Origin of the sequence: Mesorhizobium zhangyense (assembly GCF_011045115.1) — a bacterium.
GTDB lineage: Bacteria > Pseudomonadota > Alphaproteobacteria > Rhizobiales > Rhizobiaceae > Mesorhizobium_M > Mesorhizobium_M zhangyense.
Genome location: NZ_JAAKZG010000005.1, coordinates 280,501 through 298,216 on the forward strand (window position 1 = coordinate 280,501; position 17,716 = coordinate 298,216).

The window sequence follows — 17,716 nt, forward strand, 5'->3', positions numbered from 1 at the left end:
GGAAATACAGAAAGACGCTGGGGATCGCAAGAGGGAATCGGCGTGCCGGCCGGGCCGAAGGGTATCAGGCGCAGTGCGAATGCATCACATGATGAAATCAAGAGGAAATGAATCCTCTCCGCAAATTTTCTTGATGTGATGAAATTTACATAAGAAAGTGTCTTTGCCTTTGGAAATAATTTTTCCAAGCGGTGCTTTATCGTAATTAGGTATACTCATCATCCGATTTATACCTATTGATTGCGATGAGAATATTATGCAATCTGTTGGTGTTCAGAAGTACGTGGGCCTCTTTTGAGGCAGTTCATCCGGCCTGAATGCGATAAGAGCAGAGGAGTCTGCAGAAGATTTGGGTTCCATGAAAGCATGGCGTCGCAGGTCTATTGATAAGATTCAAAATAACAAAAGAAGACGCAATGTAATTGCGTCATCGCCACGAGGACAAATGGAGCGAGATAACGGTTCCAGACTTGTCGCGTGGCATCATTTGGGTGGCTTTTTCGCATGAATAAACCGCTCGGCCTTTCGTTTGAGCAAGGCCGTGGCAATTCAGATGAACACAGTTAGGCCACAAGGGGGCTTCGAGATGACTGTCACAACAACGTTCACGACCAACTTCGTCAAGTCAATCACGCTCAATTCGGACGGTTCGCAGGGTTCCCTGGTCAGCTTGCCTGGTGGAAGCTTTGGTGTTGCCTCTACAAGCTCGGGCAATACTGTTTTCGGGCAGCTCTACAATTTGTCAGGCAATCCGACAACTTCCAGTTTTCAGATAAGCAATCTCGGCGTAAACGCTGCAAACCCGGCAATCGCGCACCTGACGAACGGCAACAATGTCGTCGTTTTCCAGGATACGGACAGCATCGTTTTTCAGGTCAATTCGCCGACAGGGGCGATCGTCGTCTCCGATGTTGACATCGGAGACACCAATAGCAGCAATCCGGATGTGACCGCCCTGACGGGCGGCGGCTTTGTGATCGTCAATCAGGACAATTTTTCCGCTACCGATAATGATATCGATGTCAGAATTTATAATAACCTGGGCGTGGTGTCGAACGCATTTGCAGTTGACAGCAGCGGCGCGCACGACACCAACGCGAAAGTGGCGGGTCTCCTTGACGGCGGCTTCGCCGTAACATGGCAGCGGCTTGTAGCAGGCGAGACCGAGGTGTGGCGAGCGGTCTATAATGCCGATGGCTCGGTTCGCGCGGCCGCCGCTCTCTTTGATTCGGCCGGGACGATCAATGAAAACCCGGATATCGTGGCACTCGCCAACGGTGGCTTCGCCGTCGTTTACGCCGACAATGGGTGGGATGGTGTCGAGCGAGAAATAACCTATGCCCGTTTCGACATCGCCGGCACGTTCCAGGGGTTTACGAGGCTCAACACCAACACGCAGTCCGAGTTTCAGCCCAGCGTGGTGCAATTGTCGAATGGAGTTGTCGCCGTCAGCTATCATGATGATGTCTTCGGAGATACAGATCCGATGGTTTCATTCGTTGACGGCAATAGTGGTGCATTGCTTTCGCCAAGCGGGATTCGCTTGAACAGTTCGGTCAGCAACGAGCAGGACACCTCGATCGCGGCTCTGAATGACGGGCGGTTCGTCGTATCCTGGCACAACGGTTCAAACAATGATGTCGTTGCCGAGATACATCAGGCGGTAAGGTTTTCCAGCAGCGACGCCGCCAGCGATACCGTTAACGGATATGCTCTCGTCGACGAGATGCATGGTAATGGCGGCGATGACACGCTTAACGGCCTGGCCGGCAACGACATACTTTTTGGGGAGGCCGGCAATGATTTCCTGAATGGGGGCGCCGGCAAGGACACAATGTACGGCGGGGCCGACAACGATATTTATTTCGTTTCTTCGGCCGACGATCGTACCATCGAGGCCGTAGGGCAGGGCACGGACACTGTCCGGTCGCTGATCGACTGGACACTCGCGGCCAATGTTGATCGGCTCGAATTGCAGGGTACCGCCAATCTGACCGGAAACGGCAACGGTCTGAAGAACACGCTTGTCGGCAATAGCGGCAACAACATCCTTCGCGGCGCTGCCGGCAATGATCTGCTTGCGGGTGGAGCCGGCAACGATACCCTGGTCGGCGGCACCGGCATCGATGCTTTCCACTTCAATGCAACACTCGGCCCGACCAATATAGACAAGATCACCGACTACACCGTGGTTGACGATCTCATCCAGCTCGACAAGGGCATCTTCACCGGCCTTGCTGCCGGATGGCTGACGGCGGGCGCCTTCCATACCGGAAGTGCGGCGCATGATGCCAGCGATCGCATCATCTACAACAGCACGACTGGTGCACTGCTGTTCGACAAGGATGGCATAGGCGGCACTGCCGCGGTCAAGTTCGCCCAACTGTCGTCGGGCCTGAGCATGAATGCGGGCGAGTTCTTCATCGTCTGAACTCCGACTGCCTGAGCAACAAAAATCCCGCCACCCGAGAGGGTGGCGGGTTGTTGCCTGGGCGCTTGCGCGCCGCGGTACTCAATACTCTGCCGCTGGACCCGGAGGATGCACCTTCATGGTCAATGACCGGTTAATTCGGCCGCTCGAATCCGACTTTATTTTTCAAGGAAATGTTTGCCGTGGTCCGGAACGGAACAAGGCGAGCCGAAGCCCGCCTTGTTGTTGCCGGTAGCGATGTTGGAACTCACCACAAATCGTAGCGCAGGCCGACCTTGAGCTGGTGATAGTCGATGCCTTTCGATATCCGGTAGCTGTCCAGGCCTGTCATCTCGACATATTGCGCACTCGGTGCTGCCAGATACTGGTATCCGACGTCGAGGGCGATATTCTTCGACAGCTGATACGCGACGCCGGCGTTCAGCGAATAGGCGAAGCTGACCTGGCTCTTCTTGTCGGCGAAGTCGACGTCGACGAAGACCGGATCGCGAATGTCTTCGTTCAGCGTGTAGCTTCTCTTGGAATAGACCGCGCCGACACCGGCGCCGATATAGGGCGTCAGGCCGACATAGGTGCCGAGGTCGGCATAGGCGTTGACCATGCCGCTCCAGGCTTTGTTCTCGGCGCTGACCCCTACGTCGGAAAAGACGACGCCGGCATCGTCGGCAATCAGGTAGTCCAGCGACGACTCGCCCTTCGACAGGAAGCCGAGGTTGATTTCGCCACGCAGGAAATCGTTGAAGTGGTAGCCGGCACCGATGCTTCCCGAGAGAGCGGTGTTGTCCTGGTCGAAGGAATAGATCGGGCTCGGCCCGATCTCGGTGTTCTTGAATGGCTTGTTGAAGTTGTAGCCGAGGTCGCCGCGCAGGTACCAGCCGGAGCCGACTTCCACGGGGACATATTCGGGCGCGTTGTCGACGAAGATCGGAGGATCGTAGTCGGCGGCATTTGCCGCGTTGCCCGCCAGCGCCGCCGCTACGGCAAGCGAAAAGATCAAAATGCCATGCGATTTCATCACGCCAAACTCCCGCAAATGCGGCACGACCGACTGTCGTGCAACCGCCACCCGAGAGCATTGTTAACCATAGGGGTTAAGTTGCAGTTAAGGCTAATGGATGGTTAGCGGATTTGTCGTCTTGGCCGCCTTGTTAAGGTTTTGGGGCTGGCCATTGATCGTTGTTTCGACCAAGAAAAAACCGCCCGGCGAAGGCCGGGCGGTCAAATGTGGTGGGCAGGGTAATTACTTGTAGACGGGCTCGACCGGGGGCGGCTCGTAGGCCACCGGCTCCGGCTCGGCGCAATCGGCCTTGCCGCCGCCGAACTGGTAGCGCAGGCCGCCGCGCACTTCATGCACGTTGAAACCCTTGTCGTAACCTGGGCCAGCGCCTGGGCCGCCGGCCGAAGAGTCGACATAGTCGAACATCTTGCCGCCATTGACGCGGGTGAAGCGATAGCCAGCGTCGAATTGCAGGTTCTTGGTGATGCAGTAGGAAGCACCGGCCATGAGCGCATAGGCAAAGCGCCATTCCTTGCCGCCCTTGTGGCTGTCATCGACGCCGGGGAACTGGTTGCGGAGGTTGTCCCACTTGACGTAAGCGCCACCGATACCGGCGCCGACATAAGGCGTCACGCGGTGCCAGGTGCCGAGGTCGACATAGGCGTTGGCGAGCAGCAACAGCGCGCTGTAGGACGAAGTGTCGGTCGAGACGTTGACGCCGTCCGAGGTCTGGCCGTTGAATTTCGACTTGAACCAGTAATCGGCCGTCACGTCGGTGCGGAAGTAGTTGTTGACCTGGTAGCCGACGCCGCCGCCGAACGACATTGCGCCCTTCAGGTCGCCGAAATCGAATGATTTCGAACCGGGAACCGGAACAGGTCCGCAGCCCGCGTCGCAGACGCCGTAGGTGATGTAGTCGGCGCCGCGGAATTTCGACCAGCGGTAGCCGAGGTCGCCGCGCAGATACCATCCGCCCGTCTCGACCGGCTGATAGACGACTTGCGGCTGCGGCTCGACCACCGGTTCATACATGTCGGCGGCAACCGCGGGCGCGGCAAAGCCGGTCACCAGCAGCGCGGCGAACACCCGCTTGGAAATGTAGAGCATTTTCATTACCCCTGCGAATCCCTCGCACCCCCACCGGGGCGAGATCGGTTGAATTCGACGTGGATAATGGAGTCCAAAGGTTAAGTTGTGCTTAACCCTGTTCCTTAACCATGGCGAGCAACCGGCAGGCGTTTCCCGAACGGAAAAAGCCCGCCGGAGGCGGGCTTTTCAAAGGCATTGTCGGTCTTGAATCAGGCGGCCGTCTTGAGGTCCGAAATGACGCCGACGATGTCGTTGACCACCGTCTCGACCAGCTTGGGATCGTCACCCTCGGCCATGACGCGGATCAGCGGCTCGGTGCCGGAAGGGCGGATGACGAGCCGCCCGGACTTGCCGAGGCGGTTGCGCGCATCCTCGATCGCCGCCTTGACGGGCGCGGCTTCCAGCGGCTTGCCGCCGGAGAAGCGGACATTCTTGAGAAGCTGCGGCACGGGCTCGAACTTCCGGCACAGGTCGCTCACCGGCTTGTTCTGGCGCTTGATGCAGGCCAGCACCTGCAGGGCCGAGACGAGGCCGTCGCCGGTGGTGGAGAAATCCGAAAGCACGATATGGCCGGACTGCTCGCCGCCGATGTTGAGGCCGTGGGCGCGCATATGCTCGACGACGTAGCGGTCGCCGACCTGGGTGCGGTGAAGCTGCAGGCCGATATCGCCGAGGAAACGCTCCAACCCAAGATTGGACATGACTGTGGCAACGACGCCGCCACCGACGAGGCGGTCGTTCTGGTTCCAGGATTCGGCCACCAGCGCCATGATCTGGTCGCCGTCCACCACCGTGCCGTTCTCGTCGACGATGATCATGCGGTCGGCGTCGCCATCGAGCGCGATGCCGATGTCGGCGCGAACTTCATGCACCTTCCTGGCAAGGCTTTCCGGATGGGTGGAGCCGCATTCCTCGTTGATGTTGAAGCCGTTGGGGCTGTCGTGGATGGCGATGACCTCGGCGCCGAGTTCCCAAAGGGCGGCGGGTGCGACCTTGTAGGCAGCGCCATTGGCGCAGTCGATCACGACCCGCAGGCCCGCCAGCGACATGGAACGCGGCAAGGTGCGCTTGGCGAATTCGATATAGCGGTCATGCACGCCGTCGATGCGCTTGGCCCGGCCGAGCGCGTCTGCATCGGCAAGGGCGAGGTCAATGTCCTGATCGAGCATCGCCTCGATGCGCATCTCGATCTCGTCGGAAAGCTTGTAGCCGTCCGGGCCGAACAGTTTGATGCCGTTGTCGTAATAAGGGTTGTGCGAGGCCGAGATCATGACGCCGATATCGGCGCGCAGCGAGCGCGCCAGCATGGCGACCGCCGGTGTCGGCACCGGGCCGAGCAGGAACACATCCATGCCGGCGGCGCAGAAGCCGGCTACCATGGCGTTTTCGATCATGTAGCCAGAAAGGCGCGTGTCCTTGCCGAGAACGACGCGATGGCGATGATTGCCGCGCTGGAAGGAAAGGCCGGCTGCCATGCCGACTTTCATCGCGATCTCGGCAGTCATCGGAAATTTGTTGGCGCGTCCGCGGATTCCGTCGGTTCCGAAATATCGTCTGCTCATACTCTACTATCCCCGGCCGAGAACTCATGTCCCGGCGCTGCTCTTGCCATAACAAGCCGGCCGCCCGATATCACATTATGTGATTATCTGTCATGAATCCTTCGAAATTCTTTCATTTTCAGTGACTTTGATTGCATAGACCCTTCATCGCCGGAGTGCCACATCTCCATTCGAATGCGCGAAGGTGTTCCGACACTTGCATTGGCGCATGATCCGGCCGGGAAATCGATTCCGATTTTCGGTGGATAGGCTAACGCATCGAGGCAATCCAGTCGCGCAGCAAGGCTACCGCTTCCGGGTCTGCGACATGGCGGCCAAGCTCCGGCATCATGACGCCGGGCTCGGTGCTTTCGACGCGGTACGGCAGTATCGAGCCGTCGGGATCGCCGGGCTTGATGTCGAAGGAGCGGTCGCCCGAACCCTTGCCGGCCGCCACCGGCCGCTTGCCGACGCCGTAGCGCACTCTGTCCTTCTCGCCATAGGTCAGGAACAACCCTGAATTGCTGGCCGCCCCTTCGGCGCGGTGGCAATGGGCGCAATTGACGTCGAGCCAGGCGCGGGCGCGGGCGTCGAGCGGGGCGGCGGCATCGCGCCAGTCCGGCACGGCGGGGGACGACGCAGGCAGGCCCGATAGGATTTTGGCCTCGGCCCAGTGTGCCAGCTGGTTCTGCGGGCCTGAGGCATAGGGAAAATCGCCGTTGAGGTTGCGCGCCTTGGGGCCCAGCGGCACGATTTCGCCGTTGAAGGCATGGCAGCCTTTGCACTGGTTCTTGTTGGGCACGGCATAGGTGAAGGTCAGCGGCGTGCCATCGGCCTTGACCGTTGCGATATCGACCTTGGCGCCGGTGATCTTCAGCGTCGCCTCGGTCTGCTCGTCGTTCCACAGATACGCCCAGGCCTGCCAGCCGGTTTCATGCTTCAGCAGCACGCGGGTTTCGATCAGGCGGACATTTTTGTCGGGCGCGCGGAAATCGGCGGGAAAGGCGAAGGTTTTTATGAGCGCGGTGCCTACGGGGAAGTCGAAGGCTTCGGTGTCGTTGTACTGCGCTGACTGGACTTCGGGAACGTAGACGAAGCGGTATTTCAGCGCGTTGTCGGAGAAGAGCGGCGTTATCGGCGCGAAGGGGATGACGTTCTCGGCAGGTGTTTGCTTCGCTATATCGGTGAAGAAGCCGAATTCGGAGAGGAGCTTTGGCGGAGTGTCGGCGAGGATGGCGTCGGGGGAGACGGCGAAAGAGGGGGAGGAGGCCGTGCAGAACGCTGTCACCAGCGCGAATATCTGAACGAGAAAATGCGACCAGAGACGGAGCCCTACGTTGCCCCCCTCTGTCCTGCCGGACATCTCCCCCACAGGTGGGGAGATTAGCTGTGGCAATGCCGGTCCAATCCTTACAACGTTGAAGATTGGCGAAAGGCTTGATGACAGCCTGATCTCCCCACCTGTGGGGGAGATGTCCGGCAGGACAGAGGGGGGCAACGTAGAGTGCATATCTCGCCGATCAGTGGTCACCGCCGCTGCGTCTCGGGGCCTATCTTAAGCCCCATTCTCCTGCGGCAGCTTCACCGCTGTCGGCTCCGGCAAACTCCCCTTATACGCCGAAATATCCTTATCCGGCGAAGTCGACCACGGCAGCATCAACTGCGAGATCATCTTGAGATTGGCGAATGTCGTGCCCTCGGCCTCGTCGATATAGATGCGGTCGGCAGCCGAAACCCAGGTGAGATATTCGGGAATGCGGGTGACACCGTCCCAGACGATGCTCGGCACCGGCGTGCCGGAAACATCGGAGATGGTCTTGCCGACCTCGCCGTCCGGCGCGTTGCCGCCCTCGCCATAGGTGTTGCCGTGGACGAAGACGCCGCGCGGCACGAACATGTAGTTGTCGTCGTCGTAATCGTTGGGATAGGCGGCGATCAGCACATGGGTGGTGGCGTTGCCCGACAGGCGGTTGCCGAAGACATGGACGTTGCGGTTGGCCATGACCATGATGCCCATGCCCTTCGGCACCATGGCGACGGTGTTGCCCTTGGGCGCGAAATTGGGCGTGTCGTTGTCGACCACGTCATTGTCGAAGACGCGGATGTCGTGGCCGCCCTGCACCGGCAGATTGGGCAGGTCGAAGATGAGGATGCCGCCGGTGTTGTGGGTGGCGGTGTTCTTGTAGACGTCGGCCTTCATCGAATTCTCGATCTCGATGCCGGCGACGTTGTATTCGGCGCGTGAATTGCGCACCACGATGTTCTCGCTCTGGCCGACATAGATGCCGGCGTCCGCCGCACCCTTCACCGTCACGCCATCGACCAGGATGTTCTTCGAGGTGACCGGGTAGACGCCGTAGGCGCCGTTGTTGGCGTCGGGCCCATTGGTCCATTCGACGCGCAGGTTGCGGAAGGTTATCTGGTCCGAGCCCTTGGCCTTGACGCCGTCGCCCTTGGAATCCTCGACCGCGAAATCCTCCAGCACCACACGGTTCGAGGTGACCAGCAGGCCTTCGCCCGAGCCGGTCTGGCCTTTGAAGGAAAGGATCGTCGCATCGGGCCCCGCGCCCTTGACCAGCACGTCGTCGACATCGAGCGACAGGCCCTCGGTGAGTTCGAATTTGCCGGTGCCGATGGCAATCGTGTCGCCGGGCTTGGCCATGATCAGCGCCTCGGTCAGGCGTTCGGCGGCGCCGTCTCCGGCTTCGACAGGGATCTCCGCGGCCAGCAGCGGGCCGCAGGCGGCAGAGGTCAAAAGCACGGCAAGAAAGGCCGCGCGCGGCGACAATGAACGCATGAAAATCCTCCCTCTTTGCATTGACGATGCTCCCACGATCGATCAAAGTCAATAAAGATGAAACAGTTTCAGCTTTTGCCGAAATCGGAAACCGGCGCACCTGCGACCAGCCCGGTCGTGCCGCGCCAGAAGCGGGCGCAGCGCACGCGCACGGCGCTGCTGGACGCAGTGGAGGCGCTTGTCGCCACTGAGGGCGCGGATGCGGTGACGACGACGCGACTCGCCGAAACCACCGGCGTCTCGGTCGGCACGATCTACCGCTATTTTTCCGATCGCGACCAATTGCTGCTCGCCGCCTATGACGGCACCGTCGCGCGCATCGTCGAAACATGCGGCGAAGCGCTTGCCGATCTCGATCCCGGCATGCCGATGGCGGCGGCGGCAAGGAAACTGCTTGGGCTCTATCTCGATACGGCCGAAACTATTCCGGCGCATTCCGGTCTTTTGGCCGCCATGCGGGCGCTGCGCCCGATCGAGGCCGACCAGGGCGGCGGCAACGAGGCCAGCATCGTCGGCGCTATCGTGGCGCCGTTTCTGCAGAAGTTTTCGGCCGGGGGCGTTGCGGCCGACCCTTCCCGCCTGCATTTCCTCAGCGTGCTGATGGGAACGCTGGTCGATCTCTATCTGGTGACACCGGACACTTCGGATCGGACAAGGCTGCGCGAAGAGATAGAGGCGCATATGCTGCTGGCGCTCGAGCGTCTTTCCGGCTGAAAAGCGGGCGCAATCGTGCTGGCGAAGTTTTAGTCATAACAACGTCCAAAATAGATAGTATCTGGCGCAACTGTCCGTTGCAGGGTAAAGATTTGCTCAGGGACGTTTTGTGGGCAGCATTTACGGAGAATTGCCATGCTATTCAACAAACTAGTCACCCTATCGGGCTTCGCGGCCCTCGCCCTGTTCATGGCGTCGCCAGCCAGCGCTCTGACCATGAAAGAATGCAGCGCCAAATATAACGCCGCCAAGGACGCCGGGTCGCTCAGTGGGCAGACCTGGAACCAGTTCCGCAAGGCCGAATGCGCTGCCGACGACAGCGCTGCAACCGCGCCGGCCAAGGCCGACACGAAAAAGGCTGCAAAGACGACCAAGAAGGCTTCTGACACGGCTGCCTCCGATGACGAGGCCAAGGGCCTGTCGATGAAGGAATGCAGCGCCAAATACAATGCGGCCAAGGACGCCGATGCGCTGAACGGCATGAAGTGGAACGACTTCCGCAAGGCCCAGTGCGGCCCGGGCGCCAGCACCACCGTTGCCGCCAAGCCTGCAAAGGCTTCCAAGTCGTCCGACACGGCAGCTGCCGGTGACGAGGCCAAGGGCCTGTCGATGAAGGAATGCAGCGCCAAGTACAATGCCGCCAAGGATGGCGACGCGCTGAACGGCATGAAGTGGAACGATTTCCGCAAGGCTGAATGCGGCCCGGGCGCCAGCGCCACGATGGCGGCAAAGCCCGCGGCTGCTTCCGACGACGAGGCCAAGGGCCTGTCGATGCAGGAATGCAGCACCAAGTACAATGCCGCCAAGGATGCGAACGCGCTGAACGGCATGAAATGGAACGACTTCCGCAAGGCCCAGTGCGGCCCCGGCGCCAGCGCCACCATGGCGGCAAAACCGGCGAAAGCCTCTAAGTCCGACACCGCTGCTGCCGACACCGGCGGCAAGGGCCTGACGATGAAGGAATGCAGCGCCAAGTACAGCGCGGCCAAGGACGCCAACTCGCTCGGCGGCCAGAGCTGGAACCAGTTCCGCAAGTCGTCCTGCAGCGCTTCGGCGGCTGACGACGACAGCGTGCCGAACCTCGACCAGGCGACCTATGACGGCGAGCCGGACCAGCCGACCGTCACCGCGCCGCGCGGCGTAAGCTTCCCGAAGGCCGTGTCGAAGAAGTTCGCCACCGAGACCCCCGGCAAGGCACGCATGCACACCTGCCTCGAGCAGTATTACGACAACAAGGACAGCGATTCGCTGGCTGGCCTGCGCTGGATCCAGAAGGGCGGCGGCTACTACAGCCTCTGCAACGCCCGCCTGAAGGCCAGCGTGTCCGGATAAGCGCCGACCGTCTCAGGACAACGGAAAAGCCCGCGCACCGAAAGGTTTGCGGGCTTTTTGTTGGGTGCATCTTCTTGGGTTCGACCCGCCAGTTACTGCAAAGGAAGAAATGCTTCTCAAAAAGAGAGTAAAGCCTGTCAATTCACTCATCTTCATTTCCGATGTCGATGGGGGTGAGGCGCCGGATCCCGTAAAAGGCCCCTTAATTCTCGCAACGCAATCATGTATTTCCGTTGGAACCTTTCCGGAAATCGAGGGTGCAACGGAAATTGTCATGGGACCTGTGGACGAGGCCGGTCCGGATGGTCCGCCCGACTTCAGCGGACTTCTCGAGACGCCGACCAGGCATTTGGTGGTGACTACGGTCGATGGGCGGGTCATTCTCAAGGCCTCTGTACAGGCTGCCCTGACATCTGTTCAGATTTGGCTCAGCCATCCCAAGTGGCCCGAAAGAATTATCATCGGTTGGGGAGAGCAGTGAAGCTCATCTCAAAGCAAATAGCCGTTCCCAACTGCCTGCTGTTCATCAGGGACGCACAAAATCGCGACTATCCCGAAATTGATGGTGAAGAGTTCTTCTGGAGAGCCCCTAGCTGCATTGCCGTCGGTTGCCTGCCTGATAGCGAAGGCGACACCGCGGTCAGCCTTGGCGGAATGGGAGATATCCCAGCGGGGCTGGTTCAGATATTCGACGGAGAGATCGAGACGCCCAGCCGCAAAGTTGTGGTCGACATCGTTCCGGGCCTCAAGGTGCTTGAGAGCGAGGTTTCCGGCCGGTGAACCCATATTCAGGTTTGGACGAATGGCGATAACTGCTCGGACGTCGTGTTCGTTTGCCTGCGGTAGCTCTCTCATGAGGAAGGCGTCGCATCGCCCTCCTCCACCCCCCGCACCAACTCCCGCAGCAGATCGGCAAGGGCTGCGCGCTTTTCCGGGCTGAGCTTTTCGAGGAACTGCATTTCGCTGGCCATATCGGCGCGGAACGCTTCTTCCGCCCGCTTCTGGCCCTCCGGCGTCAGCGCCACGAAGAAGCTGCGGCCGTCCTCGGATGACTTCTCGCGGCTGATCAGCCCTGCTTTTTCCAGCCTTCCCAGCCGGTGGGTCAGCCCGCCCGAGGAGATCATCAGCGATGTGTAGAGGTCGGTCGGGGTCAGCCTGTAGGGCGGGCCGGAGCGGCGCAGGGTGCTGATGACGTCGAACTCGCCGCGGTCGAGCCCGAAGCCGGCGAAGGTCGCCTCGATGCTCGGGCGGACAAGGTTCGACAGGCGGTAGGCCCGCCCGAGGATCGTCATCGGCGTTGTGTCGATGTCGGGCGCTTCGCGGGCCCACTGGCCGCGCAGGCGGTCGACATGGTCGGGTTTCGGCTTGTCGCTCATGCTTTTCTCCATGGAAAGCCTATAGGCGCATTATATCTTGACGTGAAGATATTTTTAGATATCTTCACGTCAAGATAGTTTTGCCGTATCAATTGAGCCAACCGGGAGAAGCAAGATGTACGAAGTCATTCGCCGCACCGAACCGAAGCCCGGCGCAAGCCGCACCGTTCTCTTCCAGGGCAACGAGCACGGTTCGCAGGTATCATTCTTTCTGGTCGACAACGATCCGGGGCAGGGGCCGGGGCTGCATGTCCACCCCTATACGGAAACCTGGGTCGTGCGCTCGGGCGAGGCGGAATTCACCGTCGGGCGGGAAAAAACCCGCGCCACCGCCGGCGATATCGTCGTGGGCGCTGCCAACATCCCGCACAAATTCGTCAATGTCGGTACGGGACGGCTGGAGATCGTCTGCATCCACGCCAACGACCATGTCGTGCAGGAGTTTCTGGAAGAGGCGAACGGTTAGTTGAGCAGGCAGGGTTTGTTCGCATAAACCCCCTCTCCGTCGCGCTTCGCGCGCCACCTCTCCCCCGCCTTGCGGGGGCGAGGAACCCAAGTTCTGAAATGTTGCGGCCTCGATGGGTGCCGGTTCCTCGCCCCCATAAAATGGGGGAGAGGTGGCGCGCGAAGCGCGACGGAGAGGGGGAACGTCCAAACGAAAAACGCCGCCGGATTTTCATCCAGCGGCGCTTCAATCTTCAATCCTGCCCTTCGCTAGGGCTCCGGGTGTTGGTCGACCGTATCCCGGCCGGGTCCCCGCTGCCTACGGCAGCGTCCCGGCGTTCGCTGGCCTATCATGATGCTACTGGCATCATGATTTTCTCGCTACGCTCGAAACCGGCTGCTCACCCCTGCGGCTGAGGCTCCATGCCGCCTTCGGGCTCCTCGCCCTTCTTGCGGCGGCCGCCGGTGGAGCCGGCTTTCGGCACGGCCGAACCGCGGCTCGGGGGCGTGTCATCGCCAAGATCACGCGATGGCTTCTTGCCGGCCATCAGCTGCTTGATCTCTTCGCCGCTCAGCGTCTCGTATTCGAGCAGGCCTTCGGCGATCGCGATCCATTCCTTCTTCTTCTTGGTCATGATCCGCATCGCTTCGGCATAGGCCTCGTCGATCAGGCGGCGCACTTCGGCGTCGATGATCTGCGCGGTCTCTTCCGAGACGTTCTGCGTGCGGGCCACCGAGTGGCCAAGGAAGACCTCTTCCTGGTTATCGCCATAGGCGACGCGGCCGAGCTTGTCGGAATAACCCCACTGGGTCACCATCGAGCGCGCCAGCTTGGTCGCCTGCTGGATGTCGGAGGAAGCACCGGAAGTGATGTTCTCCTTGCCGAACTTCAGTTCCTCGGCGACGCGTCCGCCCATCATGATCGCAAGGCGTGAGATCATCCAGGTGTAGGTCACCGAGTAGCGGTCGCCTTCCGGCAGCTGCATGACCATGCCCAGCGCGCGGCCACGCGGAATGATGGTGGCCTTGTGCAGCGGGTCAGCCTTCGGCACGTTCAGCGCGACGACGGCGTGACCAGCCTCGTGATAGGCGGTGTTGGTCTTTTCTTCCTGCGTCATGGCCGAGGAGCGGCGCTCCGCGCCCATCATGATCTTGTCCTTGGCGTCCTCGAACTCCGCCATGGTGACCAGACGCTTGTTGCGGCGTGCCGCCATCAGGGCGCTCTCGTTGACGAGGTTGGCCAGATCAGCGCCCGAGAAGCCCGGGGTTCCGCGCGCGACGACCTTGAGGTCGACATTAGGAGCCAGCGGCACGTTGCGCACATGCACCTTCAGGATCTTCTCGCGGCCGACGATGTCGGGGTTCGGCACCACGACCTGACGGTCGAAGCGGCCCGGACGCAGCAGCGCGGGATCGAGAACGTCGGGGCGGTTGGTGGCGGCGATCAGGATGATCGATTCATTGGCCTCGAAACCGTCCATCTCGACCAGAAGCTGGTTCAGCGTCTGTTCGCGCTCGTCATTGCCGCCGCCGAGGCCGGCGCCACGATGGCGGCCGACGGCGTCGATTTCGTCGATGAAGATGATGCAGGGCGCGTTCTTCTTGGCCTGCTCGAACATGTCGCGCACGCGGCTGGCGCCGACGCCGACGAACATTTCGACGAAATCCGAACCGGAAATGGTGAAGAAGGGCACATTCGCCTCACCCGCCACCGAGCGGGCAAGCAGCGTCTTGCCGGTGCCGGGAGGGCCGACGAGCAGCACGCCGCGCGGGATCTTGCCGCCCAGCCGCTGGAACTTCTGCGGGTCGCGCAGGAACTCGACGATCTCTTCCAGATCTTCCTTGGCTTCATCGACGCCGGCGACATCGCCGAAGGTGACGCGGCCATGCGCCTCGGTCAGAAGCTTGGCCTTGGACTTGCCAAAACCCATGGCGCGGCCGGAGCCGGACTGCATCTGGCGCATGAAGAATATCCACACGCCGAGGATGAGGATCATCGGCAGCCACGAAAGCAGCATCGAGAACAGCGAGCCGGAACCGTCGTTTTCAGGACGTGCCTGGATGGTGACGTTCTTGTCCTGCAGGCGCTGAACCAGCGTCGCATCGCCCGGAGAATAGGTCTGGAAGGCGGTCGCGCTGTCGTTATAGGTGCCCGAAATGCGGTCACCGGCAATCGTCACCGTCTTGACGCGGCCAGCCTCGACCTCCTTCAGGAAATCCGAATAGGCGACATCGCTCGATGCGCCCCGCGTCTGCGGCGTCTGGAACAGATTGAACAACGCGATCAGAAGAACGGCGATGATCGCCCAGAGCGCGAGATTACGATAATTCGGATTCATCGATTATCCTGTTCGTGCCCGCAAGCGAACACGCATTGTTGGTGAAAAGCTTGGCTCTAACATAGGCACCGTCTCGGCCAATGCCAAGCAGAAGAGCACGGATCGGTTAAGCTTTAGCTTTGTGGCCTCGCCATGGCGAAGCGGGCAGGGGTGCAGCGCCCAGCAGTGCAATGACGGCGCGGGCCGGCTCAAGATCGAAAGCCGGCAGAAAACGCGCCCACGGGGCCGCCACCGGCATCGCCTTGAGCCCTCGCAAAGCGGCGTCCGCTGCAATCCGGCCGAGGCATTCTTCACCCCGCCACAGCGCCGGTTCGGCGGCCAAGGCAGAGCGGACAAGGCTTGCCGGCAGGTTTTCCGTCTGTGTCGTCAAGGACTTGGCCTGCAATGCGCCGAGCGGTGCGACGGTGACGCCGTCGATCGAAGCGGCGCGCAAGATGCGGTAGCGCCCGTCCCAGATCATCCCGTCATCGGGCATCGATGGGGCAGGTAGGCCGCGCGCCTCGCGGTGGAGAAAAATGCCGATCCGCCGCTTGTCGATCACCGTCCGCGACAATGTGGCGCAAAAAGTGTCTCGCGAAAGATTGCCGAAAAGTTCCGCAGAACGAGCCTCGTCGGGCAGGAAAGGCGTGCCGCCGACGACCGCTAGCAAGGTGCGCAGCGCGTAGATGGCGGCATCGCGGGTTTTGGGTGCTGCGAAATCGCGGTCGAGACGCAAGAGTCCGGGTGCCGGCCGGCTGGCAAAAGCGCCGATCAGGGCGGCTGCTTCGGCTCCAAGACGCATACGTTCGCCGGCAGCGTCGGTGGCGATCTCCAGTGCTTCGGCAACCCGCTCGCCGTCCTGTCTTAGCTCTGCCCGCATGCGTGGACGCTCGAAAAGCTCGTTGGTGTTGGTCGGGTCCTCCAGCCACGTCACGCCTTGTGTGCGCAGAAAATTGCGCAAGGCTTCGCGGCGTGTGGCGAGCAGGGGCCGGGCGATCCAGACGTGGCAATCGAACAGGGTCGCCGGCGCCATGCCGGCCAGCCCGCGCCCGTCGTCCTGGCGCGCCTTACGCATCAGCACCGTCTCGGCCTGGTCATCGGCGGTGTGGCCGGTGAGGATCAGGTCTGTGCCTTCGAGCTTTGCCGCCTGCGCCAGCAGCCCGTAGCGCGCCTCGCGGGCGGCGGCGGGAATGCCGGCCGCTGGCTTCTCGCCCGTCCATGTCATGGTGCGGTGGGCGATGCCATGGCGGGCGGCGAGCTGTGCCACCTCATCGGCCTCGGCGGCCGAGCCCGGCCGCAAGGCGTGATCGACGGTCACTGCCACCAGCCGGATCGCGGGGGCGGTCCGGTCGAGAAAGGATTTTGCCAGGAGAAGGAGGGCGAGGGAGTCGCTGCCGCCGGAAACCGCTGCGATCAGCGCGCGGCGGGGCGCGACATCAAAATTCGAGAATAGCTGAAGCGGGTCGACGCCCACCGGAGCGGTCAGCACGCGGCAAGCGCCTGTTCCTGCTTGATGCGCTCCTTGAGGGCGCCGGAAACTTCGGGGTAGCGCTTGCCGATCTCGCCGAAGGTGGCGCAGGCAACGTCGCGCTGATGCAGGCCGACCAGCGAGACGCCGAGCTTGAACAGCATGTCGGGCGCTTTCTTGGCCTTGGGGAATTCCTTGTTGGCGGCGAGGAAGATTTCGGCCGCATCGCGATATTTCTGCTGCCCGAGCAGGGCCTCGCCAAGCCAATAGCGCGAATCAGCGGTCTTGGGGTCGGCCGGGAAACGCGCAATGTGATCGCGGAAGCCGGATTCCGCCGTGCTGTAGTCGCCCGAAAGAATGAACTGGTAGGAGTTGCGGTAGACTTCGTCCGGATCGTCGGTCGCGGGCAATGCTGCAACGACCGCGCCGTTCGAAGGTGCCGCGTCGTTGTTGGCGGGGGCGTCCAGGTCGCTGCCGCCGACGGAAGCCTGGTCACCGACGCTGCCGCTGGTGACGTTGCCGTCGGCGTCAAAGGTGATCGTGCCGAAGGTCGTCGGCGCTTTCCCGGTTCCGTTTCCGGGCGGGGTGGTGCCGCCGCCGTTCTCGCCGATGACCTGCTCGACGCTTTCCGATGACGAACCGCCGGTGGCGGCGGTCGTCTGCTTGTCGGAAGACGTCGCGGAATTCTCCGCGACGCTTCTGTTTGTCTTGCCCGAGCCGGCGTCCGACTTCTTCTTGCCTTCGAGTTCCTGGAAGCGGAACTCGTTGTCTTCCTGCATCTTGCGGAGCTGTTCCTGCATCTGCAGGATCTGGAAGTTGAGTTCCTCGACCTTGCCGTTCAGCGAACGGATCTGCTCTTCGAGGCCGCTGACGCGCGGGTCGCCGGCCTGTGCGACCTGATACGTGCCGCTGCTGCTGCGGTTGCCGAAAACCCCCGGCAGGCCCGCGGCCGGCGATGGTGTGGAAATACTCGCGCCGTCGCTTCTGCCCGGGCCGTGCCCCGGTCCGGCATCACGCGCAAAAGCCGCGCCTGAAAGCAATAGCACGGCAAGTGTGCCGCTCAGGATGGATCGAAAATACATGTGCCTCTCGCCATTGAAAAACGGGAAATCGCGCGGTTGCGCACCGCCTTTTATCAGGGAGCGAGACTTCGGCCAAATTTTGTTTGCAAAATGTGGCAATGAAAAAGGCGGCCCTTGAGCCGCCTTT

15 protein-coding genes are annotated in these 17,716 nt (G+C 61.3%); 6 read left to right on the top strand and 9 right to left on the bottom strand.

The window, feature by feature from the left end:
- The first annotated feature begins 529 nt into the window (after window positions 1–529).
- Window positions 530–2,431 (top strand): calcium-binding protein, encoded by a 1,902-nt coding sequence (locus G6N74_RS30515; protein WP_205826684.1) that lies wholly within the window; start codon window positions 530–532, stop codon window positions 2,429–2,431.
- A 247-nt stretch (window positions 2,432–2,678) separates the two neighbouring features.
- On the opposite strand, the gene G6N74_RS14125 is transcribed toward G6N74_RS30515, so the two are convergent.
- The 5 genes from G6N74_RS14125 to G6N74_RS14145 form a co-directional block, all read right to left on the bottom strand.
- A complete protein-coding gene (locus G6N74_RS14125) occupies window positions 2,679–3,446 on the bottom strand; it encodes an outer membrane protein (RefSeq protein WP_165118859.1) in 768 nt (255 codons plus the stop codon).
- 225 nt (window positions 3,447–3,671) lie between these two features.
- The gene (locus tag G6N74_RS14130; RefSeq protein ID WP_165118860.1) at window positions 3,672–4,535 is read right to left on the bottom strand and encodes an outer membrane protein; all 864 of its coding nucleotides are present in this window, start codon (window positions 4,533–4,535) and stop codon (window positions 3,672–3,674) included.
- A 191-nt stretch (window positions 4,536–4,726) separates the two neighbouring features.
- Window positions 4,727–6,079 (bottom strand): phosphoglucosamine mutase, encoded by a 1,353-nt coding sequence (glmM, locus tag G6N74_RS14135; protein WP_165118346.1) that lies wholly within the window; start codon window positions 6,077–6,079, stop codon window positions 4,727–4,729.
- Between the two features lie 250 nt (window positions 6,080–6,329).
- Window positions 6,330–7,421: an SO2930 family diheme c-type cytochrome gene (locus tag G6N74_RS14140; protein WP_165118348.1), complete on the bottom strand. Its 1,092-nt coding sequence runs from the start codon at window positions 7,419–7,421 to the stop codon at window positions 6,330–6,332.
- Between the two features lie 192 nt (window positions 7,422–7,613).
- Window positions 7,614–8,855, bottom strand: a complete 1,242-nt coding sequence (locus tag G6N74_RS14145) for a parallel beta-helix domain-containing protein (protein WP_165118350.1) — start codon at window positions 8,853–8,855, stop codon at window positions 7,614–7,616.
- A gap of 57 nt (window positions 8,856–8,912) precedes the next feature.
- On the opposite strand from G6N74_RS14145, the gene G6N74_RS14150 reads away from it, so the two are divergent.
- From G6N74_RS14150 to G6N74_RS14165, 4 genes are all read left to right on the top strand, one after another.
- Window positions 8,913–9,569 carry a TetR/AcrR family transcriptional regulator gene (locus G6N74_RS14150; RefSeq protein ID WP_165118352.1) on the top strand — a complete coding sequence of 219 codons (657 nt, stop codon included), beginning with the start codon at window positions 8,913–8,915 and terminating at the stop codon, window positions 9,567–9,569.
- Between the two features lie 609 nt (window positions 9,570–10,178).
- Window positions 10,179–10,901, top strand: a complete 723-nt coding sequence (locus tag G6N74_RS31645) for a hypothetical protein (RefSeq protein ID WP_446685582.1) — start codon at window positions 10,179–10,181, stop codon at window positions 10,899–10,901.
- 109 nt (window positions 10,902–11,010) lie between these two features.
- Window positions 11,011–11,382 carry a hypothetical protein gene (locus G6N74_RS14160; RefSeq protein ID WP_165118354.1) on the top strand — a complete coding sequence of 124 codons (372 nt, stop codon included), beginning with the start codon at window positions 11,011–11,013 and terminating at the stop codon, window positions 11,380–11,382.
- Window positions 11,379–11,681, top strand: a complete 303-nt coding sequence (locus tag G6N74_RS14165) for a hypothetical protein (protein ID WP_165118356.1) — start codon at window positions 11,379–11,381, stop codon at window positions 11,679–11,681. Before G6N74_RS14160 ends, G6N74_RS14165 begins: the two co-directional genes overlap by 4 nt.
- Window positions 11,682–11,752: 71 nt before the next feature.
- Here the strand turns inward: G6N74_RS14165 and G6N74_RS14170 are convergent, their stop codons facing one another.
- Window positions 11,753–12,277, bottom strand: a complete 525-nt coding sequence (locus G6N74_RS14170; RefSeq protein ID WP_165118358.1) for a MarR family winged helix-turn-helix transcriptional regulator — start codon at window positions 12,275–12,277, stop codon at window positions 11,753–11,755.
- Between the two features lie 115 nt (window positions 12,278–12,392).
- Here G6N74_RS14170 and G6N74_RS14175 point away from each other — a divergent pair, with 115 nt between their 5' ends.
- Window positions 12,393–12,743 (top strand): cupin domain-containing protein, encoded by a 351-nt coding sequence (locus G6N74_RS14175; protein ID WP_165118360.1) that lies wholly within the window; start codon window positions 12,393–12,395, stop codon window positions 12,741–12,743.
- A 379-nt stretch (window positions 12,744–13,122) separates the two neighbouring features.
- On the opposite strand, the gene ftsH is transcribed toward G6N74_RS14175, so the two are convergent.
- The 3 genes from ftsH to ybgF all read right to left on the bottom strand — a co-directional run bounded on the left by ftsH (window position 13,123) and on the right by ybgF (window position 17,589).
- Entirely contained in the window at window positions 13,123–15,060 is a 1,938-nt protein-coding gene (gene ftsH, locus G6N74_RS14180; protein WP_165118362.1) for an ATP-dependent zinc metalloprotease FtsH, read from the bottom strand.
- Between the two features lie 106 nt (window positions 15,061–15,166).
- A complete protein-coding gene (gene tilS / locus G6N74_RS14185) occupies window positions 15,167–16,525 on the bottom strand; it encodes a tRNA lysidine(34) synthetase TilS (protein WP_205826696.1) in 1,359 nt (452 codons plus the stop codon).
- Window positions 16,522–17,589, bottom strand: coding sequence for a tol-pal system protein YbgF (ybgF, locus tag G6N74_RS14190; RefSeq protein ID WP_165118364.1), 1,068 nt, complete (start codon window positions 17,587–17,589; stop codon window positions 16,522–16,524). The genes tilS and ybgF overlap by 4 nt, the downstream gene beginning before the upstream one ends.
- Between the last annotated feature and the right edge of the window lie 127 nt (window positions 17,590–17,716).

What these genes read in the sequence shown, in the direction of transcription:
- G6N74_RS14125 (WP_165118859.1), bottom strand. Translation starts at nt 3,446, where the DNA reads ATGAAATCGCATGGCATTTTGATCTTTTCGCTTGCCGTAGCGGCGGCG.
- G6N74_RS14130 (WP_165118860.1), bottom strand. Translation starts at nt 4,535, where the DNA reads ATGCTCTACATTTCCAAGCGGGTGTTCGCCGCGCTGCTGGTGACCGGC.
- glmM (WP_165118346.1), bottom strand. Translation starts at nt 6,079, where the DNA reads ATGAGCAGACGATATTTCGGAACCGACGGAATCCGCGGACGCGCCAAC.
- G6N74_RS14140 (WP_165118348.1), bottom strand. Translation starts at nt 7,421, where the DNA reads ATGTCCGGCAGGACAGAGGGGGGCAACGTAGGGCTCCGTCTCTGGTCG.
- G6N74_RS14145 (WP_165118350.1), bottom strand. Translation starts at nt 8,855, where the DNA reads ATGCGTTCATTGTCGCCGCGCGCGGCCTTTCTTGCCGTGCTTTTGACC.
- G6N74_RS14150 (WP_165118352.1), top strand. Translation starts at nt 8,913, where the DNA reads ATGAAACAGTTTCAGCTTTTGCCGAAATCGGAAACCGGCGCACCTGCG.
- G6N74_RS31645 (WP_446685582.1), top strand. Translation starts at nt 10,179, where the DNA reads ATGAAGGAATGCAGCGCCAAGTACAATGCCGCCAAGGATGGCGACGCG.
- G6N74_RS14160 (WP_165118354.1), top strand. Translation starts at nt 11,011, where the DNA reads ATGCTTCTCAAAAAGAGAGTAAAGCCTGTCAATTCACTCATCTTCATT.
- G6N74_RS14170 (WP_165118358.1), bottom strand. Translation starts at nt 12,277, where the DNA reads ATGAGCGACAAGCCGAAACCCGACCATGTCGACCGCCTGCGCGGCCAG.
- G6N74_RS14175 (WP_165118360.1), top strand. Translation starts at nt 12,393, where the DNA reads ATGTACGAAGTCATTCGCCGCACCGAACCGAAGCCCGGCGCAAGCCGC.
- ftsH (WP_165118362.1), bottom strand. Translation starts at nt 15,060, where the DNA reads ATGAATCCGAATTATCGTAATCTCGCGCTCTGGGCGATCATCGCCGTT.
- ybgF (WP_165118364.1), bottom strand. Translation starts at nt 17,589, where the DNA reads ATGTATTTTCGATCCATCCTGAGCGGCACACTTGCCGTGCTATTGCTT.